The organism is Actinoplanes sp. NPDC048796 (assembly GCF_040650035.1).
Classification (GTDB): domain Bacteria; phylum Actinomycetota; class Actinomycetes; order Mycobacteriales; family Micromonosporaceae; genus Actinoplanes.
In genome coordinates, this window is record NZ_JBEZGO010000001.1 from 1,714,030 (window position 1) to 1,740,159 (window position 26,130).

24 protein-coding genes are annotated in these 26,130 nt (G+C 71.3%); 8 read left to right on the forward strand and 16 right to left on the reverse strand.

The genetic code is table 11. The features are described 5' to 3' along the window. Window positions 1-49 precede the first annotated feature (49 nt). Window positions 50-2,182 carry an ATP-dependent DNA helicase UvrD2 gene (locus AB0C26_RS07705; RefSeq protein WP_360243083.1) on the reverse strand — a complete coding sequence of 711 codons (2,133 nt, stop codon included), beginning with the start codon at window positions 2,180-2,182 and terminating at the stop codon, window positions 50-52. A gap of 81 nt (window positions 2,183-2,263) precedes the next feature. On the opposite strand from AB0C26_RS07705, the gene AB0C26_RS07710 reads away from it, so the two are divergent. Further along, window positions 2,264-2,509: a mycoredoxin gene (locus AB0C26_RS07710; RefSeq protein ID WP_097318005.1), complete on the forward strand. Its 246-nt coding sequence runs from the start codon at window positions 2,264-2,266 to the stop codon at window positions 2,507-2,509. Here AB0C26_RS07710 and AB0C26_RS07715 read toward each other — a convergent pair. The 6 genes from AB0C26_RS07715 to AB0C26_RS07740 all read right to left on the reverse strand — a co-directional run bounded on the left by AB0C26_RS07715 (window position 2,502) and on the right by AB0C26_RS07740 (window position 7,978). Further along, entirely contained in the window at window positions 2,502-2,966 is a 465-nt protein-coding gene (locus tag AB0C26_RS07715; protein ID WP_360243087.1) for a hypothetical protein, read from the reverse strand. The two genes, AB0C26_RS07710 and AB0C26_RS07715, sit on opposite strands and share 8 nt — an antisense overlap. Then, the gene (locus AB0C26_RS07720) at window positions 2,963-3,403 is read right to left on the reverse strand and encodes a hypothetical protein (protein ID WP_360243091.1); all 441 of its coding nucleotides are present in this window, start codon (window positions 3,401-3,403) and stop codon (window positions 2,963-2,965) included. Before AB0C26_RS07720 ends, AB0C26_RS07715 begins: the two co-directional genes overlap by 4 nt. Window positions 3,404-3,424: 21 nt before the next feature. Next, on the reverse strand, window positions 3,425-4,312 hold the full coding sequence (locus tag AB0C26_RS07725; protein ID WP_360243094.1) for a phytanoyl-CoA dioxygenase family protein: 888 nt from the start codon (window positions 4,310-4,312) through the stop codon (window positions 3,425-3,427). 95 nt (window positions 4,313-4,407) lie between these two features. Next, window positions 4,408-5,358, reverse strand: coding sequence for an NAD(+) diphosphatase (gene nudC, locus AB0C26_RS07730; RefSeq protein ID WP_360243097.1), 951 nt, complete (start codon window positions 5,356-5,358; stop codon window positions 4,408-4,410). After that, window positions 5,355-6,674, reverse strand: a complete 1,320-nt coding sequence (locus AB0C26_RS07735; protein ID WP_360243100.1) for a pitrilysin family protein — start codon at window positions 6,672-6,674, stop codon at window positions 5,355-5,357. The genes nudC and AB0C26_RS07735 overlap by 4 nt, the downstream gene beginning before the upstream one ends. After that, window positions 6,671-7,978 carry a pitrilysin family protein gene (locus AB0C26_RS07740; protein ID WP_360243103.1) on the reverse strand — a complete coding sequence of 436 codons (1,308 nt, stop codon included), beginning with the start codon at window positions 7,976-7,978 and terminating at the stop codon, window positions 6,671-6,673. Before AB0C26_RS07740 ends, AB0C26_RS07735 begins: the two co-directional genes overlap by 4 nt. Before the next feature lie 175 nt (window positions 7,979-8,153). Here AB0C26_RS07740 and AB0C26_RS07745 point away from each other — a divergent pair, with 175 nt between their 5' ends. From AB0C26_RS07745 to AB0C26_RS07760, 4 genes are read left to right on the forward strand one after another with little or no spacing between them, the layout of a single operon-like run. Further along, window positions 8,154-8,552, forward strand: coding sequence for an Rrf2 family transcriptional regulator (locus AB0C26_RS07745; RefSeq protein ID WP_360243106.1), 399 nt, complete (start codon window positions 8,154-8,156; stop codon window positions 8,550-8,552). A gap of 12 nt (window positions 8,553-8,564) precedes the next feature. Continuing rightward, complete coding sequence (locus AB0C26_RS07750; RefSeq protein ID WP_360243109.1) at window positions 8,565-9,623, forward strand: ABC transporter substrate-binding protein; 1,059 nt, start codon at window positions 8,565-8,567, stop codon at window positions 9,621-9,623. Between the two features lies 1 nt (window position 9,624). After that, the gene (locus AB0C26_RS07755) at window positions 9,625-10,356 is read left to right on the forward strand and encodes an ABC transporter ATP-binding protein (RefSeq protein ID WP_360243112.1); all 732 of its coding nucleotides are present in this window, start codon (window positions 9,625-9,627) and stop codon (window positions 10,354-10,356) included. Beyond that, a complete protein-coding gene (locus AB0C26_RS07760) occupies window positions 10,346-11,203 on the forward strand; it encodes an ABC transporter permease (RefSeq protein WP_360243115.1) in 858 nt (285 codons plus the stop codon). The genes AB0C26_RS07755 and AB0C26_RS07760 overlap by 11 nt, the downstream gene beginning before the upstream one ends. Here AB0C26_RS07760 and AB0C26_RS07765 read toward each other — a convergent pair. Continuing rightward, the gene (locus tag AB0C26_RS07765) at window positions 11,200-12,081 is read right to left on the reverse strand and encodes a hypothetical protein (protein WP_360243118.1); all 882 of its coding nucleotides are present in this window, start codon (window positions 12,079-12,081) and stop codon (window positions 11,200-11,202) included. The genes AB0C26_RS07760 and AB0C26_RS07765 overlap by 4 nt on opposite strands. A gap of 34 nt (window positions 12,082-12,115) precedes the next feature. Continuing rightward, the gene (locus AB0C26_RS07770) at window positions 12,116-12,289 is read right to left on the reverse strand and encodes a hypothetical protein (RefSeq protein WP_360243121.1); all 174 of its coding nucleotides are present in this window, start codon (window positions 12,287-12,289) and stop codon (window positions 12,116-12,118) included. Window positions 12,290-12,400: 111 nt separating this feature from the next. On the opposite strand from AB0C26_RS07770, the gene AB0C26_RS07775 reads away from it, so the two are divergent. Continuing rightward, window positions 12,401-13,114 (forward strand): lysophospholipid acyltransferase family protein, encoded by a 714-nt coding sequence (locus AB0C26_RS07775; protein WP_360243124.1) that lies wholly within the window; start codon window positions 12,401-12,403, stop codon window positions 13,112-13,114. Window positions 13,115-13,201: 87 nt separating this feature from the next. Here the strand turns inward: AB0C26_RS07775 and AB0C26_RS07780 are convergent, their stop codons facing one another. Beyond that, on the reverse strand, window positions 13,202-13,405 hold the full coding sequence (locus AB0C26_RS07780) for a cold-shock protein (protein WP_015625344.1): 204 nt from the start codon (window positions 13,403-13,405) through the stop codon (window positions 13,202-13,204). A gap of 223 nt (window positions 13,406-13,628) precedes the next feature. Here AB0C26_RS07780 and AB0C26_RS07785 point away from each other — a divergent pair, with 223 nt between their 5' ends. Continuing rightward, a complete protein-coding gene (locus tag AB0C26_RS07785) occupies window positions 13,629-14,051 on the forward strand; it encodes a pilus assembly protein CpaE (RefSeq protein ID WP_360243127.1) in 423 nt (140 codons plus the stop codon). On the opposite strand, the gene AB0C26_RS07790 is transcribed toward AB0C26_RS07785, so the two are convergent. The 5 genes from AB0C26_RS07790 to AB0C26_RS07810 form a co-directional block, all read right to left on the reverse strand. Continuing rightward, window positions 14,032-17,412: a UvrD-helicase domain-containing protein gene (locus AB0C26_RS07790; RefSeq protein ID WP_360243130.1), complete on the reverse strand. Its 3,381-nt coding sequence runs from the start codon at window positions 17,410-17,412 to the stop codon at window positions 14,032-14,034. The genes AB0C26_RS07785 and AB0C26_RS07790 overlap by 20 nt on opposite strands. Continuing rightward, entirely contained in the window at window positions 17,409-21,986 is a 4,578-nt protein-coding gene (locus AB0C26_RS07795) for a PD-(D/E)XK nuclease family protein (RefSeq protein WP_360243133.1), read from the reverse strand. Before AB0C26_RS07795 ends, AB0C26_RS07790 begins: the two co-directional genes overlap by 4 nt. A 29-nt stretch (window positions 21,987-22,015) precedes the next feature. Further along, window positions 22,016-23,038, reverse strand: coding sequence for a LacI family DNA-binding transcriptional regulator (locus AB0C26_RS07800; protein WP_360243136.1), 1,023 nt, complete (start codon window positions 23,036-23,038; stop codon window positions 22,016-22,018). A 247-nt stretch (window positions 23,039-23,285) separates the two neighbouring features. Then, entirely contained in the window at window positions 23,286-23,831 is a 546-nt protein-coding gene (locus AB0C26_RS07805) for a TIGR00730 family Rossman fold protein (RefSeq protein WP_360243139.1), read from the reverse strand. Between the two features lies 1 nt (window position 23,832). After that, on the reverse strand, window positions 23,833-24,612 hold the full coding sequence (locus tag AB0C26_RS07810) for a TIGR00730 family Rossman fold protein (RefSeq protein WP_360243142.1): 780 nt from the start codon (window positions 24,610-24,612) through the stop codon (window positions 23,833-23,835). A gap of 180 nt (window positions 24,613-24,792) precedes the next feature. On the opposite strand from AB0C26_RS07810, the gene AB0C26_RS07815 reads away from it, so the two are divergent. Further along, on the forward strand, window positions 24,793-24,984 hold the full coding sequence (locus tag AB0C26_RS07815; protein WP_360243145.1) for a hypothetical protein: 192 nt from the start codon (window positions 24,793-24,795) through the stop codon (window positions 24,982-24,984). Here the strand turns inward: AB0C26_RS07815 and dapE are convergent. Beyond that, complete coding sequence (dapE, locus tag AB0C26_RS07820) at window positions 24,981-26,060, reverse strand: succinyl-diaminopimelate desuccinylase (RefSeq protein ID WP_360243148.1); 1,080 nt, start codon at window positions 26,058-26,060, stop codon at window positions 24,981-24,983. The two genes, AB0C26_RS07815 and dapE, sit on opposite strands and share 4 nt — an antisense overlap. Window positions 26,061-26,130: the final 70 nt, after the last annotated feature.

Here is a 26,130-nt window from a genome sequence, read left to right on the forward strand (position 1 = left end):
GGCTATGCCTGCCCCACACGGGAGGGCAAACGAATTAACGGGTTGATTCTCAAAGTTTTTCCGAGGCGGCCGAAACCGGGTCCGCGCCACCGACCAGAGCGAACACCGCAGGCCCGTACTGACCGAGCTTCCGCGGCCCGATTCCGGCGATGGCCAGAAGCTCGGCCGGATTGCCCGGGCGGCGCTCGGCGATCGCCACCAACGTGGCGTCGGTGAACACCACGTAAGCAGGAACGCTGAGTTCTTCGGCCATAGTCGCGCGCCAAGTCTTCAGGCGCTCGTAGAGATCCTCGTCGAGATCGGACGGGCAGGTCGGGCAGCGGCCCAGCTTGCGGTCGGCGCCGGCCAGCAGCGTGGCCCCGCAGATGCGGCAGGACGAGACCTGCGGGCGCCTTCGGTCGGGTTTCCGACTCCGGTCGGCGCCGGCCCGTTCGGTCGTGGAGTGGCGCTCGAGCTGCGGCAGGAACCGGCAGGGGCGGCGGGCCCGTCCGCCCGACGAGCGCATCTGCCCGTACGAGAGCCACAGGTACTGCCTCGCCCGGGTGACCCCCACATAGAGCAGGCGGCGCTCCTCCTCCAGCTGCTCGGGCGTCTTGGCGTACGTGGTGGGAAGGGTTCCGTCGGCCAGGCCGACCAGGAAGACCGCGTCCCATTCGAGGCCCTTGGCCGAGTGCAGGGAGGCCAGGGTGACGCCGGCGACGGTCGGCGCGTGCTGCTGCTCGGCCCGGCGGGCCAGCTCGTCGTTGAAGCCGGACAGCGTCAGGTCGCGCTGCACGGCGCCGGCCTGGCCGATCGGCTCCAAAGTGGGGCTCTTCGCGTACTCCTCGGCCAGGGTGACCAGGGCGGCCAGCGCCTCCCACTGCTCACGGGCGGCGCCACCGGGCGGCGGCTTCTCGCGCTGCCATCCGGTCGCGGCCAGCCCCTCCACGACGGCCTGCACGAGCGGGGTCTCGCCGGGGATCGAGCGGACGGCCGCGCGCAGCGCGATCATGGCCTGGCGGATCTCGGTGCGCTCGAAGAACCGCTCGGCCCCGCGGACCACGTACGGCACCTCGGCCTCGGCCAATGCCTTTTCGTACGCCTCGGATTGCGCGTTCGTCCGGAAGAGCACCGCGATCTCGCTCGCCGGCGTGCCCGCGCCGATCAGCTCGCGGCACTTCTTGGCCACCGCGGCCGCCTCGCCCGTCTCGTCCGGGAAGATCTTCAGCTCGGGCTCGGCGCCGGGCGGGCGCTGGCCGACGAGTTCCAGCCGCAGCCGGGCCTCGTTGCCCCGGGCCTGCCGGATCACGGCGTTGGCCAGGCCGACGACCTGCGGGGTGGAGCGGTAGTCGCGGACCAGCCGGACCACCACCGCGTCGCGCCGCTGCCGCGGGAAGTCGATCAGGTACGACGCGGTGGCGCCGGTGAACGAGTAGATCGTCTGGCTGGCGTCGCCGACCACGGTCAGGTCGTCCCGGCCGCCCAGCCACGCCTCCAGCAGCCGCTGCTGGAGCGGGTTGACGTCCTGGTACTCGTCGACGACGAAGTGCCGGTACTGCGCGCGGATCTGCTCGGCCACGTCCGGGTGGTCCTCGATGCCCCAGACCGCGGCCCGCAGCATGTCCTCGAAGTCGATCACGCCCTGCCGCCGCTTGAGCTCCTCGTAGGCGGCGAAGACCTCGGCCACCTTGGCCGTCTCGAACGGCGGCTCGCGCAGCGCCTTGGTCGCCGCCACCGGGTACTCCCCCGGCTCGACCAGCGACGACTTGGCCCATTCGATCTCGCCGGCCAGGTCGCGGGCGCCGGTGCGGTCGGCCCGCACGCCGACCCGGGCCGCGGCCAGCCCGACCACCCGGGCCTTGCTCTCCAGCAGCTCGGGCATGGCCCGGCCCTCGAGCAGCCGCGGGGCGAAGTAGCGCACCTGGCGCAGCGCCGCCGCGTGGAAGGTGCGCGCCTGCACGCCACGGGCGCCGAGCTCGGTGAGCCGCGACCGCATCTCGGCGGCGGCGCGGGCGGTGAAGGTCACGGCCAGGATGTGCCGCGGGTTCACCTCGCCGGCCAGGGTCCGGTAGGCGATGCGGTGGGTGATCGCCCGGGTCTTGCCGGTGCCCGCGCCGGCCAGGATGCAGACCGGGCCCGCCGGGGCGGTCACCGCCGTCCGCTGTTCGGGGTCGAGCCCGGCCAGCACCGCATCAGTCAGCACAACAGGGAATCATGACACCCGGGTCGGGCGTTGTGGCTGAAGGCGCTGTGCCATGTGACCCATCCGAAGGGATCCTGACCGATGCTGACCATGTACTCGACGTCCTGGTGTGGCTACTGCCACCGCCTCAAGTCGCAGCTCGACCGTGAGGGCATCGCCTACGACGTCGTGGACATCGAGCGTGAGCCGGCCGCGGCCGACTTCGTGATGAGCGTCAACGGCGGCAACCAGACGGTGCCGACCTTGAAGTTCGACGACGGGTCGGCGCTGACCAACCCGTCCATCGTCCAGGTCAAGGAGCACCTGGCCGCGCTGGCCGCTAGCTGACCTCCGCCGGGGGCTGTTCCTCGGCCACCGCCGGCATGGGAATCGGGACGGCGAGCTTCTCGGCCTGCTTGATCAGGTCGTCGAGCTCGCCGTCGGTCATCGCCAGCTCGTCGGCGAGAGAAGCCGACAACAGCAGATGTACGCCGGAGCGGACGGTCCCGTCGATGTCCTCGACCGGCACCTTCTCGCCCAGCGCCTCGCGCACCAGCATCTCCGCGTCGAGCGCGGGCAGCGCCGCCGCGGCGTGGAAGTTCACCGCCGTGGCCACGCTGCGGCCGATCTCGGCCAGCGGGCTGTCGGTCAGGAAGCGGCGGCGCACCATGAGACCGAAAGCGATCTCCCACACGCGCCGCTCCGTGTCGCCCGCCGGCGCGCTCAGCCGGGCCGGCACGTCGTTGCGGGCCACCGCCTGCAGCAGGTGGCCGAGCCGCGGCTCGGGCGGGAAGACGGCGCTCACGACGACCGCTCCACCCGGTGCTCGGCCTGCTCGACCAGGTCGATGAGGTGGGCCGGCGGGATGCCGGGCGGGCGTACGAGATCGCCCACGACGTAACAGATCAGCTCGAAGCGGCGCAGGTCCGGAATCCGGTACGCCAGGTCGGGCTCGCCGACGGCCGACCTGATCACCGCCTCGGCCTCGCGCGCCAGCGCGCCGCCGGTCGGCAGGGATTGGTATTCGAGCAGGTCGCGCACATATCCGGTGACGTCCCGCGGGTCACGCCCGACGAAGCTGCGGCGCACCGCCACGGTGAACAGCTCGCGCAGCAGCCGGACCGCGCCCGGTGAATCGCTCAGACGGGACAGCGACCGCGCCGGGTGCTCCTCACCGAGTGCCTCGAGGACGAGCCGGCCCGCCGCCGTCGCCGTCTTGACTAATGTCCCGTTTTGTACCACATACGGATGTTAATGCCGGGCCTACGGGATCAGTGCCGGAATGCTGGAGTCCAGCAGACCCTGCCCCTTCAGTACGCCGTACAGCGGCGTGGTCTGCGGAAAGTGACCCCAGGCGTGGTCGCCGCTGCCGTCTCCGGCATGCCCGAGCAGCTGGCGCTGCACGTCGGTGAAGCCGGCCCACTCGGGGCGGTGCGGCAGGTCGGCGGTCTCGTCGCGGCCGGCGATCCAGCGGTACGTGTACCCGAAGAACGCGCCGACCCGGGTGACCGGCGAGTAGTTGTCGGACCGGGCGTGCCACAGGCGGCGGTCGAAGACGACCAGATCGCCGGGGCCGGCCGTGATCTGGAGGGCGCCCTCGGGCTGGGGCCACGGCACGCCGCGGGTCGGCGGCCCGGGCAGCCAGTTGGTCTTGTGACTGCCCGGCAGAACGGTGAAATTGCCGCGGCCGGGCTCACTCACATCGGAAAGCCAGTACGCGAGCTTCACCGACATCATCGGGCGCGGATCGGTTTCGATCTCCCGGTTCTGCCGGCCCCCGTCCTGATGCCAGTGCCACCAGTCCTTCTGCTTCCGCTGAATCTGCGGATGCACGTCGATGTGCGAGTGATAGACGTGCACGTTCCAGCCGAGCAGCGACCAGACATAGCGGAACGCCACCGGGTGGTCGAGCAGGAAGGCCAGCTCGGGCAGCGAGGTCACCGCGGAGAGCTGGTGCAGGGCGCCGGTCGGCCCGAGGCCGTGACCGCCCGGCTCGCCCGCCCGCTGAAAGGCGCCGAGAACAGCGGTGCGGGCGACGTCGATCTCGCTGGAGGACAACACCCCACGTACGACGAGAAAGCCGTCCCGGTCGAACTGAGCGCGCTCGCCGGTCGTCATCGGAGCCCATGCGGGCGCTTCCACCTGCGTCATCGAATTTCCACCTCTCGGTCTTTGTATAGCGAAGACGAGTCGGTGGCGGGCCAGGGTTACCAAGGAAGCCGAAAACTTTTTTGATTAGAGAAAGTTCAAACAGCCAGCCAGCTCTCAATGAGATAGAAAGCAATCGAAGAAGGCATCGGGAGGCCCATCCGGACACCCGTTTCCGGGTGGTGGTAGTCGCCCGCGATCATCTTCGCGATGTCGTCGCGGGAGAACCAGTGCGCCTGGTCGATCTCCGCCGGGTCGAGCGTGAGCGGCTGATCGGGGTCGGCCGTCGCGTGGTAGCCGAGCATCAGCGAGCCCGGGAACGGCCAGGACTGGCTGCCCGCGTACCGCAAGGTCTTCAGCCGCAGGCCGACCTCCTCGCCGACCTCGCGCACGACGCTGGCCTCGGCCGACTCGCCCGGCTCGACGTAGCCGGCCAGGCAGGAGAAGCGCAGCCCACCGTCCGGCGCCGCGCCCCAGGTGGCGTTGTGGCCGAGCAGGCAGCGGCCCTCGGGCCCGGGCCGGCCGTCGTGCACCAGCACGATCATGGCCGGGTCGGTGCGCGGCCACATCGTGTTGCCGTCCTCGTCGACCCGGGCCCAGCCGGCCTCGATCACCTTGGTCGGCTGACCGGTACGCGGCGAGAACTTGTGGCTCCGATGCCAGTTGCCGAGCGCGGCGGCCGTCGTGAAGATACCGGCGTCACGGTCGCTGAGCAGGTGGCCGACGTCGCGCAGGGTCGCCGGGCGGGCGCCGGAGACCTCGGGCAGCGCCGCGTCGACGGTCCAGAGCGGGGTGCCGTCGCGGTCCTCGCCGAGGAACCAGTGCTCACCCTCCGGCGCCTCGGCCGAGCCGACCAGGACCAGGGCGTCCTGCCGGACCAGGGCACGACCGCCCTTGGACAGGTCGATGACGAGGACCAGGCCCCGCTTCCAGGCCTCGGACAACCAAGCTTCGTCAGTACGATGGTGGGCCGCCCGGTCCAGGGTGGTGCGGGCCAGTGGCGGCGAACCGGGCTGCTCGTGCAGGTCGGGTTGTTCGGGAGCGCTCACTCGGCGCCGCGTTCCACGGTCGTGAGCGCGGAGAGCGGGCCCTCGACCTTGTCGGCGTCGCCGAGCACGACGGTGACCGCCCGGGACGGCGCGAGGAACCGCGACGCCACGTCGGCCACCTGCTCACGGGTGGCCGAGGCGAGCGCGGCCGTGTACTCGCGCAGGTGGTCCAGGCGCAGGCCGATGCCGGCGTACATGCCGGCCAGGCCGGCCAGCCCGGCCTGGGTGGACATGCTCAGCCGCAGCGTGCCCAGGGCGTAGCGCCGGGCCTGCTCCAGCTCGTCCTCGCCGGGCGGGAGGCTGGCGATGCGGCCCAGCTCGTACACGGTCTCGAGCAGCGACGGGCCGGTCACCTCGGTGGCCACCTCGGCCGACACCATCAGCGCCGAACCGGCCGCGAAGTGCTCGATGCCGGTGTGCGGGCCGTACGTGTAGCCCTTGTCCTCACGGATGTTCTCGACCCAGCGCGACGAGAAGTAGCCGCCGAAGACCAGGTTGGCCAGTTGCAGGGCGGCGTAGTCGGGGTCGGTGCGCTCCAGCGCCGGCAGCGCCATCCGCAGCGACGACTGCACCGCGCCCGGCCGGTCGACGAGCAGCAGCGGGCCCGGCTCCAGCGGCGGGGTGGGCGGGATCGTGCCGTCCTTGGCCGGGCCGGTCCAGCTGCCGAGCGCCTTCTCGGCGGCGTCGATCGCCTTTTCCGGGTTGATGTCGCCGACCAGCACCAGCACCGCGCCCTCGGGGCGGACCCGCTCGGCGTGCAGCGCGCGCAGCTGGGCCGGGCGGACGGCGCGGACCTGCTCCGGCTCGGGGGTCTGGATGGCGTACGGGTGCTTGCCGTAGATCCGCTTGAGCAGGGCCGTGCGGGCCAGGTGGGCCGGCTGGCTCTGCGCGACCTGGATGTGGTCGATCAGGCGGTCGCGCTCGGTGGCGACCTCGTCCTTGGGGTAGCCGGGGTCGGTCAGCACCGCGGCCAGGATCTCGAGCATCCGGTCGAGCCCCGCGGCCAGCGAGTTGCCGCTGATCAGCAGCTTGTCGGGGTCGAGGCCGGCGGAGAGGCCACCACCGACCGCCTGCAGCTCGGCCGCGATGTCGACGCTGGTCATCGTGCCGGTGCCGGTGAACAGCGCCTGCGACAGCAGGGTGGCCCGGGGCAGCGGCGACTTGCCGAACGGCACCCGCAGCCGCAGCTCGACCAGCGGAACCGCGGGCCGCCGGATGGCGATCACGGTGAGTCCGCCGGCGATGGTGCGCTCGGCCTCGCGGGGAAGCTTGAGCTTGGCGTCCGGGATCAGGTCGGGCAGGACTTTGGTGCTCATGCGGTAGCTCCCGGAATGACCTCGACAGTGGCGCGACGTTCGGGGCGCAGGGTGGCCGCGGCGGCGACGATCTGCGCCTCGGTCACCTCGCCGACCAGCTTGGGCAGCTCGTTGAGCATTTCGGGGCGGCCGCGCTGCAACTCGAGCACGGCCATCGGCAGCGCCCGGCCGAGCACCGGGTCGGTGTCGCGCAGCAGGTGGGTGGCGATACGGGCCTGGGTGCGCTCGAGCTCGCCGGGCCGCAGTCCGTCGACGGCCAGCCGGTCGAGCTCCTCGTCGACCGTGCGCAGCACCTTTTCCGCGTCGCCGCCGGGCGGCATGTGCGCCTGCAGGAGCAGCGCGGTGGGGTTGCGCACCTGGAACTCGTCGCCCATGAAGCCGATGTAGCCACCGATGCTGGTCACCGTGCGGTCGCGCTGCACCAGGCGCTCGACCAGGCGGGACGCGTCGCCGTCGGTGAGCACCTCGGCCAGGACCACATAGGGCAGGTAGTCCGGGAAGGCGCCGATCGGGTCGGGCACCCGCCAGGCGCTGGCCACGCCGGGCAGCGGGGCCAGGCGGTCGGTGTACGTGTCGCGGCGCTCGCTGTCGAGGTCGGGCTCGTCGAAGTCGGGCCGCTCGGGCGCGGGCCGGGCCGGCACGTCGCCGAAGTGCCGCTTGATCATCTCGGTGGCCGTGGCCACGTCGAAGTCACCGGCCACCGCGAGCGTCGCGTTCCCGCAGGCGTAGTAGCGGTCGAAGAAGTTCTGCGCGTCCTCGACGGTGGCGCTGTCGAGGTCGCCGAAGGAGCCGTAGCCGTCGTGGGAGTTGGCGAACGTGGAGAACATCACCGGGGGCAGGCGCAGCCACGGGAACCCGCCGTACGGCCGGTTCAGCACGTTGACCCGGATCTCCTCCTTGACCACGTCGATCTGGTTGAGCAGGTTCTCCTCGGTGAGCCGGGGCCCGCGCATGCGGTCGGCCTCGAGGAACAGGGCCCGCTCGAGCGCGCCGGACGGCAGCGCCTCGTAGTAGTCGGTGAAGTCGAGGTGGGTCGAGCCGTTGAAGGTGCCGCCGGCGCCCTGCACGTGCCGGAAGTGCGCCAGCTTCTCCAGGTTTTCCGAGCCCTGGAACATCAGGTGCTCGAAGAGATGGGCGAAGCCGGTGCGGCCCTCGGGCTCGGAACGGATGCCGACGTCGTACACGACCGCCACGCCGACGACCGGGGCGCTGCGATCGGGGGTGAGCACCACCCGCAAACCGTTGTCCAGGGTGAATCGCTCGACCGGATATTTCGTCGCGGGGATCTTGATTCTGCGCGCCACAAAATGACATTAGCGCCTTCGGCGGCCACTGTGGCGGCGGCCGGTCACCGAGTGATCGCATCCCGTCATACGGACGGGGGTTGACCCGGGGGTTGCGTCCAATCTCTACTTAGACCATTATTCCTATCCGCTAGATAGGTAAGACAGACAATGGCGCGGCCGGTCAGGGGGAACCGTGTACGTCTCGGCGCGAACCGACTACGCCGTCCGGGCGATGCTCGCCGTCGCCGCGGAGCACCCGCACCTGGTCAAGGCCGCGACACTGGCCGCCGCCCAGGACATCCCGCTCAGCTTTCTGCAAGGCATCCTGCTCGACCTGCGCCGCTCCGGCCTGTTGCACAGCCACCGCGGCGTCGACGGCGGATACGCCCTGGCCCGCGCGGCCACCGAGATCACGGTCGGCGACGTCGTCCGCGCGGTCGGGGGCGCCCTGACCACCGTGCGCGGCATGCCCACCGGCACCACGGCCTACCGCGGCGCGGCCATCGGGCTGCGCGACGTGTGGGTCGCCGTCGAGGAGGCCATCGAGGGCGTCGTCGACCACCGGACCCTGGCCCAACTCAACAACATCTAGGAGTAGAGAGCCATGAGCTCCCGCACCATACGTGCGCTCGCCCTCGCCGCCACCGCCGTGCTGTCCGCCTCGCTCCTGTCCGCCTGTGGCGACGACGACAGCGCCGGCGGCAGCACCTCGGAGGCGAGCGCCATCCGCCTCGGCTACTTCCCCAACATCACCCACGCCCCGGCCCTGATCGGTGTCAACAAGGGCTACTTCCAGACCGCGCTCGGCAGCACCAAGCTCGAGACGAAGACCTTCAACGCCGGACCGGCCGCCATCGAGGCGCTGTTCTCCGGTGCGATCGACGCCACGTACATCGGCCCGAACCCGGCCATCAACGGCTGGGCCCAGTCCAAGGGCAGCGGCCTGAAGATCATTGCGGGCAGCACCTCCGGCGGCGCCGGGCTCGTGGTCAAGGAGGGCATCAACAGCCCGGCCGACCTCAAGGGCAAGAAGATCGCCACCCCGCAGCTGGGCAACACCCAGGACGTCGCGCTGCGCGCCTGGCTCAAGGAGAACGGCCTCAACGCCGACACGCAGGGCGGCGGGGACGTCTCCGTGCTGCCGCAGGACAACGCGACAGCGCTCCAGGCGTTCGCGCAGGGCTCGATCGACGGCGCCTGGGTGCCCGAGCCCAACCTGAGCCGCCTGGTGCTCGAGTCCAAGGGCAAGGTGCTGGTGAACGAGAAGGACCTGTGGCCCAACGGGCTGTTCGTCACCACCCACCTGATCGTCACCCAGGACTTCCTCAAGAAGTACCCGGCCACCGTGAAGAAGCTGCTCCAGGGCCACCTGCAGGCCCTCGACGAGATCGAGAAGGACAACGCCGGCGCCCAGAAGGCGGCCAACGAGCAGATCAAGGCGCTCAGCGGCAAGCCGCTCAAGGACAACGTGCTCGAGTCCTCGTTCAAGAACCTGACCTTCACCGCCGACCCGGTCGCCTCGTCGCTGTACACCAGCGCGAAGCACGCCGAGGACGTCGGTCTGCTCAAGCCGGTCGATCTCAAGGGCATCTATGACCTCGGGCCGCTCAACGAGCTGCTCAAGGCCGCCGGTAAGCCCGAGATCAGCGACTCCGCGGCCTGACATGAGCGTCCTTCAGCTGGAGAACATCTCCAAGGAGTACGGCTCACTACTGGCCCTGGACCGGGTCTCGCTCACCGTCCAGCGAGGCGAGTTCGTCTGCCTGCTCGGCGCGTCCGGCTGCGGCAAGAGCACCCTGCTCTCCCTCGTGGCCGGGCTCGACCAGGTCAGCGGCGGAACGCTGGACATCGGCGACCGCAAGGTCTCGCTGATGTTCCAGGAGGCGGCCCTGTTCCCGTGGCTCTCGGTGCGGGCCAACGTCGAGCTGCCGTTGCGGTTGCAGGGCGCGGGCCGGGCCGAGCGCCGGCAGCGGGCCGACGAGCTGCTGGAGATCGTCCGGCTGCGGGGCTTCGGCGACAAGCGGCCGCACGAACTGTCGGGTGGCATGCGCCAGCGCGTCGCGCTGGCGCGCGCCCTGGCCCAGAACGCCGACGTCCTGCTCATGGACGAGCCGTTCGGGGCGCTCGACGCGATGACCCGCGACATCCTGCACGACGAGCTCGAGCGGATCTGGCGGGAGCAGGAGCTGACCGTCCTGTTCGTCACGCACAACGTGCGCGAGGCGGTTCGGCTCGGCGACCGGGTCATCCTGCTCAGCAGCCGTCCGGGCCGGGTGATCGAGGACTACGCGGTCACCCACGAGCGCCCCCGGCGCATCGACTCCCCCGAGGTCTCGGTCCAGGCCGCCGAGATCACCGATCGGCTCCGCGCGGAGGTGGCCCGTCATGGCAACTGAAACCCTGGACCGGGCCGTCAGCGGCCTGGACGCGCTGGAGCTCGCGCCGAAGCGCCAGAGGGGCAACGCCGGCAAGCGGATCTGGAAGAGCACCTGGCCCAAGCTCCTGGCCATCGCGATCGTCCTGCTCGTCTGGCAGATCACGGTCTGGGCCGAGTGGAAGCCGATCTACGTGCTCCCGTCGCCCGAGACGGTCTTCACCGACCTCGGCACGGTGATCACGACGGCCGACTTCTGGGACGGCGTACGGGTGACGATGACCCGGGCCTTCACCGGCTTCCTGCTGGCCGTGGTCATCGGCACGGTGATCGGGGCGCTGGTCTCCCAGTTCGCCCCGCTGCGGGCGGCGATCGGCTCGCTGATCACCGGCCTGCAGACGATGCCCTCGATCATGTGGTTCCCGCTGGCCATCCTGCTCTTCCAGCTCAGCGAGAGCGCCATCCTGTTCGTGGTGGTGCTGGGCGCGGCCCCCTCGGTGGCGAACGGCCTGATCAGCGGCATCGACTACGTGCCGCGGACGTGGCTGCGGGTGGGCCAGGTGCTGGGGATGCGCGGCCTCGCGAAATACCGGCACCTGATCCTGCCGGCGTCGCTGCCGTCGTTCATCTCCGGGCTCAAGCAGGGGTGGGCGTTCTCGTGGCGCAGCCTGATGGCGGGTGAGCTGCTGGTCATCGTGCCGGGGGCGCTGTCCATCGGCGTACGGATGCAGCAGGCCCGCGACCTCAGCGACTCGAGCCTGGTCATCTGCTACATCATCGTCGTCCTGATCATCGGCATCCTGATCGACGTCCTCTTCAACGCCGCCGACAACGCCCTGCGCAAGCGCTGGGGCCTCTTGTCCTCCTAGAGAGGCCGCACCGATTTGAGTACGTCGTCGACCACGTAATCGAACTGTTTGTGGGTTCCCGGGATCGAGACGTACAGGACCGCGGCCGTCGTCTTTCCGACGTCGATGACCGCCACCGCCGAGAGCTCGTCGGTGGCGGTCAGGCCCGGGGACGTGAAATGCAGGCGGAACTCGCTCACCCAGGCCGGACGGCCGCCCAGCGTGGTCAGCTCGTCCCGGATGGCGTCCATCGTGTTCGGCTGCGGGTAGTACTCGGCGCGCACGTCGGACGCCACCTGACGGCCCACGCACTCCAGGTTCAGCGTCACCGCGTCGTTGTCGGCCGCCGGCACCGCGGCCGACAGGATCGAGGCGTGGTAGCTGCCGCCGCTGTACTGCTCGGTGACGAAGTGCTGGCCGACCTTGTACGGAACCTCGAGCGTCCCGGCCCGCCAAACGGTGTCCCACGAAACCCACGGGGCGCCGTAAGCCTTGTAGGAGATGCCGGCCTCGGTGTCTGCCGTCCGCTTGCCCGACTCCGGCGGCGGGGCGGTGGGCGCCTGGGTCGCGCCGGCACTGGGCGACTCGCTGGGCGCCGGGCAGGCCTGCGCGAGGGGCGGCCGGACATCGGTCGGCGCCGAGGCCCGGTCGCGGAACGGATTGGTGTCCGACGAGAGCACCACGACCAGCAAAATGGTCAGACCTAAAGCGAGAATGCCCCCGGCGATCGCGGCGAAAATCCGGATCTGCCGCTTCTGCCGGTCTTTGTCATCGCCGCCTTTGTCTCCGTGCGGCGGATCCGACGGCGGATCCGACGGTGGCGGCGGCTGCGACGGCACACCCGTGACGAGCCCGGAGCCGAAGCCACCGCCCGGTCGTTGCCACGTCTGGTCGGACATGAATCCCAGTGAACACCACGATCGTGAACGGGCCCTAGACGCCCCCGACCAAGGCCATCATCTGGTGCCACACGGCGGGAGCGACGCCGGCCGGATCGGACAGAGCCGGATACCACGGGGTGAAGGCCACGGCGAGAACCAGCACGACACCCACCGAGGCGAAGGCGAACACGAATGCCAGCTCCCGGCGGGCCGAGGGACCCCGCATGCCGTCGCCTCCCCTCTCGAAAAAAGACCAGACAATGGTTAGACGCTCGATAGGGGCGTTCCGTTGCATCCGGCCCAGGAGAAATTCAGCGAGTTCCGCTACCGTCTTGCCATGGAACTCGTGTATCCCCCGGTCGTCGCGACAGCGAAGGCTTGGTTCCGCGCGCTCGACATGAAGATTCAGATCGACGGAGCCGAGAACATCCCGTCGGAGGGCGGGGCGGTTCTAGCGAGCAACCACGTGAGCTATCTGGACTTCATCTTCTGCGGGCTCGGCGCCCAGCCGGCCAAGCGGCTCGTCCGTTTCATGGCCAAGAAGAGCGTTTTCGACCACAAGATCAGCGGCCCGTTGATGCGCGGCATGCGGCACATCCCGGTCGACCGCGACGCCGGCGCCGCGTCGTTCCGCGAGGCGACTCAGGCCCTCAAGGACGGCGAGGTGGTCGGCGTCTTCCCGGAGGCGACGATCAGCGAGTCGTTCACCGTCAAGGAGCTCAAGTCCGGGGCGGTGCGGCTGGCCCGTACGGCCAAAGTGCCTTTGGTCCCCATGGTGGTCTGGGGGCCGCAGCGGCTCTGGACCAAGGGGCACAAGAAGGAGCTGGGCAAGCGCCACGTGCCGATCATCATCAAGATCGGCGAGGCGATCGAGATGCCCAAGGGCGTGTCGCCCGACGCGCTCACCGCGACGCTCAAGGAACGGCTCAGCGCGCTTCTGGACGCGGCCCAACGGGCGTACCCGGACAAGCCCTCCGGTCCTGAGGACCGCTGGTGGCTCCCGGCCCACCTGGGCGGCACCGCGCCGCTGCCCGAGGCCGCGGCGGTCTGACCACGCCGGAAACGAAGCGGCGCCGCACCCCGGCCGGGGTGCGGCGCCGTTCTTGTCGTGCTACCTGCTACCTGATCTGGACGGAGATCAGAGCGGGCGGATGTTCGCGGCCTGCGGGCCCTTCTGGCCCTGCGTGACCTCGAACTCCACACGCTGGTTCTCGTCCAGCGAACGGTAGCCGGAAGTCTGGATAGCGGAGAAGTGGGCGAAGACGTCGGCGCCGCCGTCGTCCGGGGTGATGAACCCGAAGCCCTTGTCCGCGTTGAACCACTTCACAACGCCGGTAACCATGCTCGTCTCCTCGACGGTCGATCGTTCCCGACCAGTATGGACGGGAACGAAATAGTAAGACCCACACTTCGTGAGTCTCGTGCTGTCGTACTGATCGCCCGTACCGGAGAAACCCGGGTTACGACAAAGAGCGCCTGGGGCAGACTTCCCCACAGGCGCTCCTGAGTACTTGGGAACCAAACTGACAACGCGGAGAGCCTAACACGAAGAAGGGGGACTGCCGGTGATCGGAGTACAACTCGCGGGACAGCTCAAGGAGGCCGGGCTGACCTGGAAACCGGCGCTGGGCGACCGGTTCGCCATCCCCGATCGGGACCTGGACGACGAGGTCTTCGTCCTCAGCAACATGACCATCGAGGTGCATTCGATGCCGGAGGGGCCGGTGATCGGCTTCAACGGCACCACCGAGTGGGCCCTCGACGACGTCGAAATGGACGAGACGGTGTGGCTGCCCCGCGAGGATCAGCTGCGCGAACTCCTCGGCGGAACGTTCCAGCAGCTCAGGCGGGGACCCGACGGGTACGAGGTGCTGATCGACCTGCTCGGCGAGCAGCGGAGTTTCGCGGCGGAGACGACCGAGGGGGCGTACGCGGCAGCCCTGTTGCACCTTTTGGCGGCGGCCGGGCTCAATCACCCGTTGGAGTAGGTATCCGCTCGACCAGGGCGGCCAGCTCCTCGGCGCTGAGCAGGTCGACCGGGCGTACCGTGACCTGCTCGCGGACGTAGTGGAAGGCGGCCCGGACCCGGTTGACCGGCACCCCGGCCAGCGAGGCCCAGGCGATCCGGTACGCCGCGAGCTGAATCGCGGCCGCCTCGGCGTCGGCGCCCTCGGGCCGGCGGCCGGTCTTCCAGTCGATGACGTCGTACCGGTTGGCCGACTCGGCGAAGACCGCGTCCATCCGGCCGCGTACGACCACCCCGGCGATCGTGGTCGCGAACGGGACCTCGACCTCGACCGGCGTACGGTCGGCCCACTCGCTGGCCAGGAACGCCTCCTGCAGCGCGGCCAGTTCCTCGTCGGCGGCCGCGTCCTCGTCGGCCGCACCCGGCAGCTCGTCGATGTCGATCAGCCGCTCGGCGCCGAACCGCTGCTCCAGCCAGGTGTGGAAGGCCGTGCCGCGCCGGGCGTGCGGCATCGGCCGGGGCGGCAGCGGGCGGCGCAGCGACCGGGCCAGCGCCTGCGGGTCGCGGCGCAGCACGACCAGCTGCGAGACGGACAGGTGCCCGGGCAGGGCCACCTCGATCGGGCCGTCCCGGCGGGCCCGCTCGTCACGCTCGGCCAGCAGCAGATCGGCCTCCGTACGCCACCGGTCGATGTCCTCCTGCCCGTCGGCCGGCATGCCGGCCAGATCGGCGGCCAGGCCGGCCCGGGCCAGGATCTCCGGTTCCTGCTCGGCCAGCTCGACGAACGCCTCGGCGGCCGACGGATCGGGCTGGGCGATCATCCGGCGGATCAGGTCGGCCGCGGCGGCCATGGCCGGGCGCCGCCGGCCCAGCGGGTCGGACGGCCACTCCACCCGCTTGTCCTGCTGGTCGGCCGGGTTCGTGGCACCCGGGGCGGGCTCCGGCGTCCAGACGTCGACCACCCCGGCGCCCTCGTCGCAGGTCGCGCGGATCTCGTCCAGGAAGACCGACGGGCCGCGCGGGCGCTTCACGCCGTCGCCCCACCAGTAGCCGGAGCAGAGCAGCAGGCGCCGGGGCCGGGTCACCGCGACGTAGGCCAGGCGGCGTTCCTCCCGCTCGTCGTGCTCCCGCCAGGCCCGGCCGAACGCGGTGACCGCGCCGACCACGTCCTTCTGGTCCAGCGCCTCGGACAGGTCGAGCCGCGGCAGGCCGTCCCGGTCGCCACGCAGCGGGAACGGCAGGACGCCCACACCCATCAGATAGTGGTCGGTGTTGCGGCTCTGCCCCGGCCACACGCCGCGGCTCAGGCCGGCCACCGAGACGACATCCCACTCCAGGCCCTTGGCGGCGTGCGCGGTGAGGATCTGCACCGCCCCCTCGACCACGTCGACCTGACCCGGCTCGAGGCCCCGCTCCTCCTCCTCGGCCGCGGCCAGGAAGGCGAGGAACCCGGCCAGCGTGCCCCCGTCGGTCTCGGCGGCGTAGCGGGCGGCGGTGTCGCCCAGCGCGTCCAGATGGCCCCGGGCCAGGCCGGCGTCGCCGGCCGCCCAGCCGCGCACCGCGACCTCGACGTCCAGGCCCGCGGTCCGCTCGATGTCCGCCACCAGATCGGGCAACGGCTGGTCCAGGCGCTGCCGCAGGGCACTCAATTCCCGGCTGTACGCGTGCAGGCGCGCATAGCCCTCGGCCGAGTACAGCTGCGGCGCGCCCAGGTCGGCCATCGCCTCGACCAGGGTGGCGTCGTCGAGACGGTCGCCGACCACGTCGTCCGGCTCGGCCCCGGCCACGACGGCGGCCCGGGCCGCGGCCAGCTGACGGGCCCGCCGGTGCAGCGCCACCAGGTCGCGCGGGCCGATCCGCCAGCGGGCGCCGGTGAGCAGGCGCAGCAGCGAGGCCCCGTCCGTCGGATCGGCCAGCACCCGCATCGTGCAGACGACGTCGCGTACCTCCGGGGTGTCCAGAAGCCCGCCCAGGCCGACCACCTCGACCGGCAGCCCCCGATCGCGCAGCGCCTCCTCGATCGCCGCGATCTGGCTGCGCACCCGGACCAGGACGGCGCTGGTCGGCCGCTTCTCGATCGGGATCTCGTCGGGCGGCGAGCCCGGCATCCCGGCGGCGATCTGCCAGGCCCGCAGCATCGAGTCGGCGATCCAGTCGGCCTCGTCGGCGAAGGTCGGCAGCAGCGCGCACGAGACCGTACGGCCACCGACATCGGACACCTTCGCCGCCGACCGCAGCTCCTCGACCCGGGCGCCGAACGCCCGCAACGGCTCGGAGAGCACATTGGCGACCTGAAGAATCTCGGGGCGGTTGCGCCAGCTGCGGGTCAGCGCCCGGATCCGGGCCCGAGTGCCGTCGCGGCGGGGGAACTCGGACGGGAACCGCTCGAGCGTGCCGGCCGAGGCGCCGCGCCAGCCATAGATCGACTGGCAGGGGTCGCCGACCGCGGTGACCGGGTGACCGCCGCCGAACAGATTGTTCAACATGGTCACCTGCGCGTGGCTGGTGTCCTGATACTCGTCCAGTAGGACGATCTTGAAGCGGCCTCGCTCGATCTCACCCACCTCGGGATGATCGCGGGCCACCGTCGCGGCCCGGGCCATCTGATCGCCGAAGTCCATCGCCTCCAGGTCGAGCTTGCGCTGCTCGTAGAGGCGAACCAGCGGAAGCAGGGTGAGACGCAGGCGCTGCCGGCCCAGCATGTCGGACACGTCCTTGTAGACGCGGCCGGGCAGCTCCTGCACCTCGGCGAAGAACCGGCCGGTCCACGCGGCCAGATCGTCCGGGGCGACCAGATGCTCGGCCAACTCGCCGGACAGGGCCAGCACGTCGTCGGTGACGGTCCCGGGCGCCCGGTTCACGCCGGTCATCTCGCCCGTGTACGACCGGACCAGCGAGTCGACGATCTGCCAGCGGGCGGCCTCGGTGAGCAGGCGGGCCGACGGTTCGAAACCGGCGCGCAGGCCGTGCTCGGTCACGACCCGGGCCGCGTACGAGTGATAGGTCGAGATCGTGGCCTCACCGGCCAGCGCGTCATCCCGGCCGAGGCGGCGAACAAGCTGGCCGAGGCGCGTGCGGACCCGGTGGGCGAGCTCGCCGGCCGCCTTGCGGGTGAAGGTCAGGCCGAGGATCTCGTCCGGGTGGGCGTAGCCGTTGGCGACCAGCCAGACCACCCGCGAGGCCATCGTCTCGGTCTTGCCGGACCCGGCCCCCGCCACCACGAGCAGCGGCTCGACCGGCGCGGAGATGATCTCGGCCTGCTCCGGAGTGGGCCGGTGCAGCCGGAGAAGCCGCGCCAGCTCCTCCGGCGTGTAACGGGGCCCGGCATCGGCGCGGCGGCGCGGCGCCGACGGCTCGTCGGCGAAAAGACTCGGCTGGGTCACTGCTCCACCACTTGGCGGCCTTTACCGGAGATGGGGCAACTGGTGCGGACCGGGCAGACCCGGCAACGACTGTTGGCGACGGCCGAGAAAGTGGCGGCGGCCATCGTCTCGGCGGTCCGCCGGACCATCGCCTGCGCCCACTCGGGATCGGCGGCGTCGGCCAGCGGCAGCTGCATCTGCTCGCGGGCGTCCTTGCCGGGCCCGAGCTGCACGAGGGCGGCGCCGCCGGACTCGTCGCCGTAGTCGCCGAAGGCGCCGGCCTGCACGGCGGTCTGATAGCCGGCGAGCTGGGCGTGCTCCTCGAGATCGGCGGAGGAGACGGCGGTGGTCTTACCGGTCTTGAGATCGATGACCACCAGGCGCCCGTCGTCGTCGATCTCGAGCCGGTCGACCCGCCCGGTCAGCTCGATCGGCCGCCGCTCGTCCTCCAGCCGCACGGTGAACTCGTGCTCGATGGCGAGAAGCCGCCGAGGATTGGAGGCGAGCCAGCGCAACAGCTTGTCGACCATGCCCTGGGCGCGTTCCTGCTCGGGCCCGGCCAGCCAGCGGGCGGCCAGCTCGATCGCGTCGAAGCGAGCGCTCACGTACTCGACCAGCTTCTCCCGATCGGCGTTGGCGTTCTCGGCCAGCATGGCGGCGGCGTGGACCAGGTTGCCGACCCCCTGAGCGGGCCCGGCCGGGGCGGCGCCGCCATGCCTTTCCAAGAGCCAGCGGAGGCTGCATCGGAGGGCGCTCTCCATCGAGGAGGGAGTGACCTTGACGGGCTCCCCCTCGTCGACGAGGGGCCGGTCGTCGGAAAGGGGCCGCAGCCCCCACCACTCGTCCGGGTGGGCCCCGGGCACACCGGCCCGGGCCAGTTTGGCCAGTTCCGCCGCCGCGGCCCGCCGCCGGCTGGGCGTCTGGTTGCTGCCGACCACGACCGTACGAAGCTCGGCCACCAGCGCCGCCAGAGTGAGCGCCCGAGGAGGGCGCCCCATGGTCAGCTCGCCGGGCTCCCCCTGCGCCCGCTCCTCGTCCGCCCGCTCGTCGCCCGCGTGCTCACTGCCCGCGTGCTCGCTGGCCGCGTGCTCACTGCCCACGTGCTCGCTGGCCGCGTGCTCGCTGGCCGCGTGCTCACTGCCCACGTGCTCACTGCCCACGTGCTCACTGCCCACGTGCTCACTGCCCACGTGCTCGCCGGCCGCGTGTTCTCCGCCCGCTTGTTCTCTGGGCGCCTGCTCTTCGCCTGCGCGGACGTCGCCCGCCGGGTCCTCGCTCGGCCGGCCGGCCGGTGTCTCATAACCCGGCTCGATGTCGGCCCGCGGCCCGAACAGGATCGCCTCTTCGAGCCGAGCCTCGGATGCCCGGCTCGGATTCGCGCGTGCCTGCCCGAGGGGGGTCAGCGGCGTCGGTTCACCGTCAGGCGCGGACGTGCCACCGGCCGGGGACGGGTCGTGGTCCTGCTCGGTTTCCCACGGGTCCGGGTCGGATGGGCCGGGGTCGGAGTCGTCCGGATCGGGCTCGGTCGGGCCCGGGTCGGACGGGTCGGCGTCGGGCTCGGTGGGACCCGGGTCGCCGGGGTCTGGTGGTGGGGATTCGGGGCCCGGCTCGGGTTCGGCCAGTTCGCTGAGGAAGCGGCTGGGCTGTTCCTCGCCCTCGGAACCGCCGACGCCGGCCGAGGCGACGGCGGTGGCGATCAGTTTGCGGCGGGCCCGGGTGGCGGCCACATAGAACAGACGGCGTTCCTCGTCGAGCATGGCCGAGGTCTGACCGACGACCGCGGCCGCGCCGGAGGCGGCCCGGCCGGCGATGAAGTCGACCAGGCGCTCGGAGCCGAGCAGGCTGCCGCGCAGGCGCAGGTCGGGCCAGATTCCCTCCTGGACGCCGGCCAGCACGACGACGTCCCACTCCAGGCCCTTGGCGGCGTGGGCGGTCAGCAGCCGTACCGCCTCGCCCCGGTCGGCGCTCGGGGCGATCGAGTCGGCCGGCAGGTCCTGGGCGAGAACGTGGTCGAGGAAGACCTCGGTCCGAGCGCCGGGCAGCCGGTCGACGAACCGGGCCGCGGCGTCGAAGAGCACCACCATGGAGTCGAGGTCCCGATCGGCTGCCTCGGCCCGCCACTGCCGGGCCCGGCCGGCGTCCGCGTTCTCCGGGGCGGGGCCGTTGCGGGTGCTCATCGCGTACCACCGGTCGGCCAGCCCGCTGGCCTTCCAGATCGTCCACAGCACCTGCTCGGCCGTGGCCCCGGGCGCCGCGGCCGCCTCCCGCGCCGTCGCGAGCAGCCGCGCCACCTGCTGCGCCGGGTGCGCCCAGCGCCGCTCCACCATGTCCAGCCCGGCCGGATCGCGCACCGCGTCGACCAGCAGTTCCCCCGACGGCCGCCGGTCACCGGCGGACAGCGCCAGCGCCCGGAGCCCCTGCCGCAGTCGCCGCTCCGCCAGCGGATCGGCCCCGCCGAGCGGCGAGTGCAGCAGGGCGACGGCCGCCTCTTCGTTGAGCACTTCCGGCGAGAGCGCACACCGCAGAAGCAGAAGGAAGGGCGCCACGGCCGGCTGAAGATGAAGCGGCAGATCCTCGGCGTGCGTCACGGTCGGCACACCGGCCGCCGTCAGCGCCCGCTGCAACGAGGGAAGCTGCAACGAGGTCGACCTCAGCACCACGGCCATCCGCGACCACGGCACTCCTTGGAGCAGATGCGCCTCCCGAAGGGCATGCGCCACATAGGCAGCTTCAGCCGTGGCCGCCCGAAAAATCCGGACAACCGCCCCCGCCGCAAGCCCACCACCTTCGCCCCGACGCGAAGCACCCTCACCGCGACCCGAGACGCCCTCACCGCGACCCAAGAGGCCATGACCCGGACCCGAGGCGCCCTGACTCGAGGCGCCCGGACCCGAGGCGCCCGGACCCGAGGCGCCCGGACCCGAGGCGCCCGGACCCGAGGCGCCCGGACCCGAGGCGCCTTGACTTGAGGCGCCTTGACTTGAGGCGCCCTCGCCATGCCGCAGGACGCCCTCACCCGCCGAGCCGGAAGTCACGATATTTCCGGATAGTGGAGGCGAATCGGAAGTTGATTGCTCGCCCGGGGGCGCCGAGCGGGGATCGCCTGACGCGGCGTCTTGCGGCTCCGGAGAAAGCATCGCCGCGCCGGAAGGTTCGCGCGGAGGTAGAGGCGCGCGCGAAGGACCCAGCGACGCTGACTGCCCGGCCGAAGGCGAAGGACCGGGCGAAGGCGAAGGACCAGGCGAAGGCGAAGGACCAGGCGAAGGCGAAGGACCGGCCGAAGGCGAAGGACCGGCCGAAGGCGAAGGACCGGCCGAAGGCGAAGGGTCGCGGGAAGTGCCAAGCGCGGCCGAAGGCGAAGAGCCGGCCGAAGGCGAAGGGCCGTGTGAAGTGTCGAGCGCGGTCGAAGGTGAAAGGCCGTGGGAAGGAACGAGTGGGGCGGAGGACTCGGGCGGAGCTGAGGACTCCGGCGCAGAGGCGGGTGGGGCTGAGGGCTCCGGTGGGTGCATCGGGCGGTGGCCGATGGGGCCGCGCATGCGGCGGGCGACTCGGCTCGTGGCGCCCAGCAGTGGGGCCGGGGCCCGGTAGTTCGTGTGGAGGGTCAAGGTTTCCGCCACGGCGCCGGAGGCTGTGCGGAAGTGGGACGGGAAGGTGGAGACCACGCCCGGGTCGGCGCCTCGGAAGCCGTAGATCGAGGCGTCCGGGTCGGCGAAGGCCACCAGGGGCTTGCCGCCGCCGGCGACCAGGGACAGGAGCTCGATCTGGGCCGGGTCGGTGTCGGCCAGTTCGTCGACGTAGACGTGGGAGAGGCGGCGGCGTTCGGCCTCGAGGAGGCCGGGGGTGTCCAGCAGCAGGCCGGAGGCGGCGCGGATCAACTCGGCCGGGTCGTACGCCGTGGAGCCGCGGGTGGTGACGTCGCGCAGGGCCAGGACCGCCACGTACTCGCGGAGGAAGCGGGCCGCGGCCGGCCAGTCGGCGCGGCCCAGGCGTTCGCCGAGGCGGGCCAGGTCGGCCGGGCCGATGCCGCGTTCGGCGGCGCGCTGCATGAGGTCGCGGAGCTGCTGGGCGAAGGCCTTCGTGGGCAGGGCCGGGCGCAGGGACTCGGGCCAGCCGATCTCGTCGGGGGCCTCGGGGTCGCCGGCCACCTCGAGGAGCTCGCGGATGATCAGGTCCTGCTCGGGGCCGGTGAGCAGGCGGGGCGAGGGCTCGCCGCGTTCGGCGGCGGCCCGGCGGAGCAGGCCGAAGGCGTACGCGTGGAAGGTGCGCACCAGGGGCTCGTGCACGATGCGGCCCTCGTCGCCGGCGATGCGCGCCTCGATGCGGTCGCGCAGGGCGGCCGAACCGCGGCGGCCGAAGGTGAGGACCAGGATGCTTTCCGGGTCCACGCCCTCGGCGACGCGGGCGGCCACCGACTCGACCAGCGTGGTCGTCTTGCCCGTGCCGGGGCCGCCGACCACCAGGAGAGGCCCGTCGGTGTGCGAGACCACGTACCTCTGGAAGGGGTCTTCCTCGATCGGCGGCAGGGGCGCCGGAGGGCGCCGGACAAGGCGGTACGCCGGCCGGCGCACCGCGGCGGAGGTGGCCGGCGTGCTCACGGCATCAAGGAAACCACGAGGGTACGACGTTATTCACCGGGCGGTCGGCCGACCGAGGCGCGCATCCGGACCGGCATCGGCAGGCGGGTGACCGCGGGGTCGCGTACGGGACCGAGAAGGGTTTGAACCGCTTCCCAGCCGAGCTGATAGTGCGGCAGGGCGATGCTCGTGAGCTGCGGCCGCAGCCACGCGGCGAGCTCGGAGTCGTCGAACGACACCACCGACACGTCCCGCGGTATCGCGCGGCCGGCGTCGCGGAGGGCCTGATAGGCGCCGAGGGCGACGCGGTCGTTCAGGCAGATCAGCCCGCTCGGGTCGAATCCCTCGGCCAGGGCCCGGGAGACGGCCTCGTACGCCGAGTCGGGCCACCAGTCGCATTCGACGACGCCGGCGAGTTTGACGCCCTCGTCGGCCAGCGCCGCCCGGATGCCGGCGAGCCGTTCCCGGCCGGCGAAGACCTTGGCCGCGGGCGTACCGACCAGGTGGATGCGCTGCCGATGGCCGGCCTGGAGCAGGGTACGGGCGGCGTCGGCCCCGGCCGTCAGCTCGTCCGGGATGATCTGGTGCTGGGCCGGCCGCGCGCCCCGGGTCAGGCAGTTGAGCAGCACGACCGGGCGGTCCCGGAGCAGCTTGGGCACGCGCACGTGACGGGTGAACATGCTCGCGTAGATGAAGGCGTCGACCTGCCGGTCGAGGAAGTCGGAGATCAGCTTCTCCTCGACCACCGGGTCGCCGTCGGTCTCGCCGATGAACAGCAGGTTCCCCTGGGCCACGGCGGCGGCCAGGCTGCCCTGGATGGCCCGGCCGGCGTACGGGTCGGAGGCCAGCGTGTCCGAGATCAGCGCGATCGTCCTGGTCACTTTGGTACGGAGGCTGCGTGCCATGAGGTTGGGCCGGTAGTCCAGCTCCTGGGCCGCCCGGAGGACCCGTTGCCGGGCATCTTCGGAGATCCTCATGTCCACGTGGCGTCCGGCCAGGACGAAGGAGGCGGTGCTGCGGGACACGCCGGCCCGCTGTGCGACCTGCATGAGGGTCGCCCGTTGCGGGGGCATGACGGCAGTCAACCACGACCCGCCAAACGGAAACCACTGATCGACATCTATTGACGGCAGGGCCGGGCAGGAGCACGGTCGGGCTAAACGCATTCAGCCCCCGGCGAGCGCGACGCCGCCGGCGGCCGGCGCGAGCGCGCCGGCGCGTCCGGTGAGAACGCGCTCGGCGCGCCCCGTCCGCCGGCGGGCTCGCCGGGGCCCTGGTCCCGCCGGGTGGGTGTGGTGACACCCGTCCGGCGGGACGCCCCTAGGCCAGGCGCTCCTCGATCGCGTCGAGAGCGGCGCCTATCGATTTCGCGATGATCACCCGTTCGAGGGCGGCCGAGCGGACGAACGCCGTGTCGGCCAGTTGGCCGAGCCAGGCGACCAGCCCGTCGTAGAAGCCCTCCGGGTCGAGCAGCACGATCGGCTTGTCGTGCAGGTCGAGGGTCGCGGTCGTCCACACCTCGAAGAGCTCGTCGAGCGTGCCGAGCCCGCCGGGCAGGGTGATGAACGCGTCCGACCGCTCGATCATGAGGTTTTTGCGGGCGCCCATGTCGTTGGTGACGATCAGCTCGTCGGAGGCCAGGTCGGCCACCTCGAGGTCGACCAGCGACTGCGGGATGACGCCGAGGGTGTGGGCGCCGGCCGAGCGGGCGCCGTCGGCCACCGCGCCCATCATGCCGACGCAGCCGCCGCCGGACACCAGCGAGTGGCCGCGGGCACCCAACTCCGAGCCGGTGCGGGTGGCCAGGTCGAGCCATTTCTGCTCGAGGGTGCTGGAGGAAGCGCAGAAGACGCAGATGGCCGCCACGTCAGCGCTTCCCGTTCGCCTCGGCGAGCGCCGCGTCGGCGTCCACGATGATCTGAACCGCCTCGTCGACGTCGTCGGTGACCCGCAGCAGCTCCAGGTCGGCCTCGCTGATCTTGCCGTCGGTCAGCATCGTCCCCTTGAGCCAGTCGAACAGGCCGGACCAGTACTTCGTACCCATCAGGATCACCGGGAAGCGGGTGACCTTCTTGGTCTGTACCAGCGTGATCGCCTCGAACAGCTCGTCGAGCGTGCCGAAGCCGCCGGGCAGCACGACGAACGCCTGCGCGTACTTGACGAACATCGTCTTGCGGACGAAGAAGTAGCGGAAGTCGATGCCGATGTCGACCCAGTCGTTGATGCCCTGCTCGAACGGCAGCTCGATGCCGAGCCCGATCGACATGCCGCCGGCCTCGGTGGCACCGCGATTGGCCGCCTCCATCACGCCGGGACCGCCGCCGGTGATCACCGCGTAGCCCGCCTCGGCCAGGGCCGCGCCGAGGTCGGCGGCGAGCTCGCACTCGGGGCTGTCGGGGGTGCTGCGGGCCGAGCCGAAGACGCTGACCGCGGGCGGCAGGTCGGCCAGGGTGTCGAAGCCCTCGACGAACTCGGACAGGATGCGCAGCGCCCGCCACGCGTCCTTGGTCTTCCACTCGCGCCGATGGTGGGAATCGAGGAGCTTCTCGTCGGCGGTGCTCGGTGGAATCGACTCGCGGCGCAGGGTGACGGCGCCGCGATGACGCTCCGCTCCGCCCTGGCGTCGCCCGTTGGTGCTGTCCGTCATGCCTAAAAGGTAGTGCGGACGGCCAGTAACCCGGTGAACAACCGGGTGGGTTTCGGTAAGAGGATTGCGGGCCGCCGACCTTTTTGCCAGATTGAAGCAACGGACGGTAGCTCTCATGCGTCTGTACAGTTACCGAAATCTCTCGCGGCACGCACGGCCACCCGGGCTTAAGGAGCCACCGTGACGACCCGATACGAACGCCTGAAGATGCAGCGCCGCATGCAGCGGCGGATCCGGCTGGTGGTCGAGGAGCGGCGGATGGCGTTCGGCGCCGGAGCCGCAACCGACCCCGAGGAGACGATGGAGATCCCGCCGATGGCGCTGCCGCACCCGGCGCCCGCGGTCGGCCGGGTGCGTATCAAACACGCCTAGAAGTCGGCCGGAGCCAGCCAGCGGTGCAGGGTCGCCGCCCCGTCGCGGATCTTGCCGATCTCGACGTGCTCGTCCTGCGCGTGGGCCAGCAGCGGGTCGCCCGGGCCGTAGTTGAGGGCCGGGATGCCCAGCGCGGCGAAACGCGCCACGTCCGTCCAGCCCAGCTTCGCCGCCGGCTCCGCGCCCACGGCGGCCAGGAACTCACGCGCCGGCTCCGCGGTCAGGCCGGGCATCGCGCCCGGTGCCGAGTCGGTCAGCTCCACGTCGAAGCCCTCGAAGACCTCGTGCACGTGTTCCAAGGCCTGCTTTTCCGTACGGTCCGGGGCGAACCGCATGTTGACCTCGACGACACACTCGTCCGGCACGACGTTTCCGGCGACACCGCCCGAGATGCGTACGGCGCTGAGCCCTTCCCGGAACGTACAGCCGTCGATCGTGACCGTGCGGGCCCGGTAATCCGAGAGTCGCCGCAGCACCTCGCCCGCCGCGTGGATCGCGTTGACGCCGCGCCAGGCGCGGGCCGTGTGCGCCCGGCGGCCCGTCGTGCGTACCCGCACCCGAAGTGTCCCCTGACAACCGGCCTCGACCACGCCGTACGTCGGCTCCAGCAGCACGGCGAAGTCGGCCCGCAGCCAGTCGGGCCGGTCCTCGGCGACCAGGCGCAGGCCGTTGAACTGGGAATCGATCTCCTCGGCCTCGTAGAAGAGGTAGGTGATGTCGTAGCCCGGGTCGGGCAGGGTGGCCGCCAGGTGCAGGGCCAGGGCGACGCCCGACTTCATGTCGGAGGTGCCGCAGCCGTAGATGAGGTCGTCGACGACGGTCGACGGGAAGTTGTCGTTCAGCGGCACCGTGTCGAGGTGGCCGGCGAGCACCACCCGCTGTTCGCGACCCAGATCCGTACGGGCCATCACCGTGTTGCCGAGCCGGTCCACGCTGAGGTGAGGCATCTGGCGGAGGGCTTCTTCGACGTAGCCGGCGATCCGCCGCTCGTCGCGGGAGACGGACTCGACGTCGACCAGGGCGCGGGTGAGCTGCACGGGGTCGACCAACACGTCCGGGGTCAGGGGGTTGGCCATAGGCCGCACGATACCGGCCGGAAGTGAATCACCCATCGACTTACGATCCTCATCACGCCCAGTAGAGTTC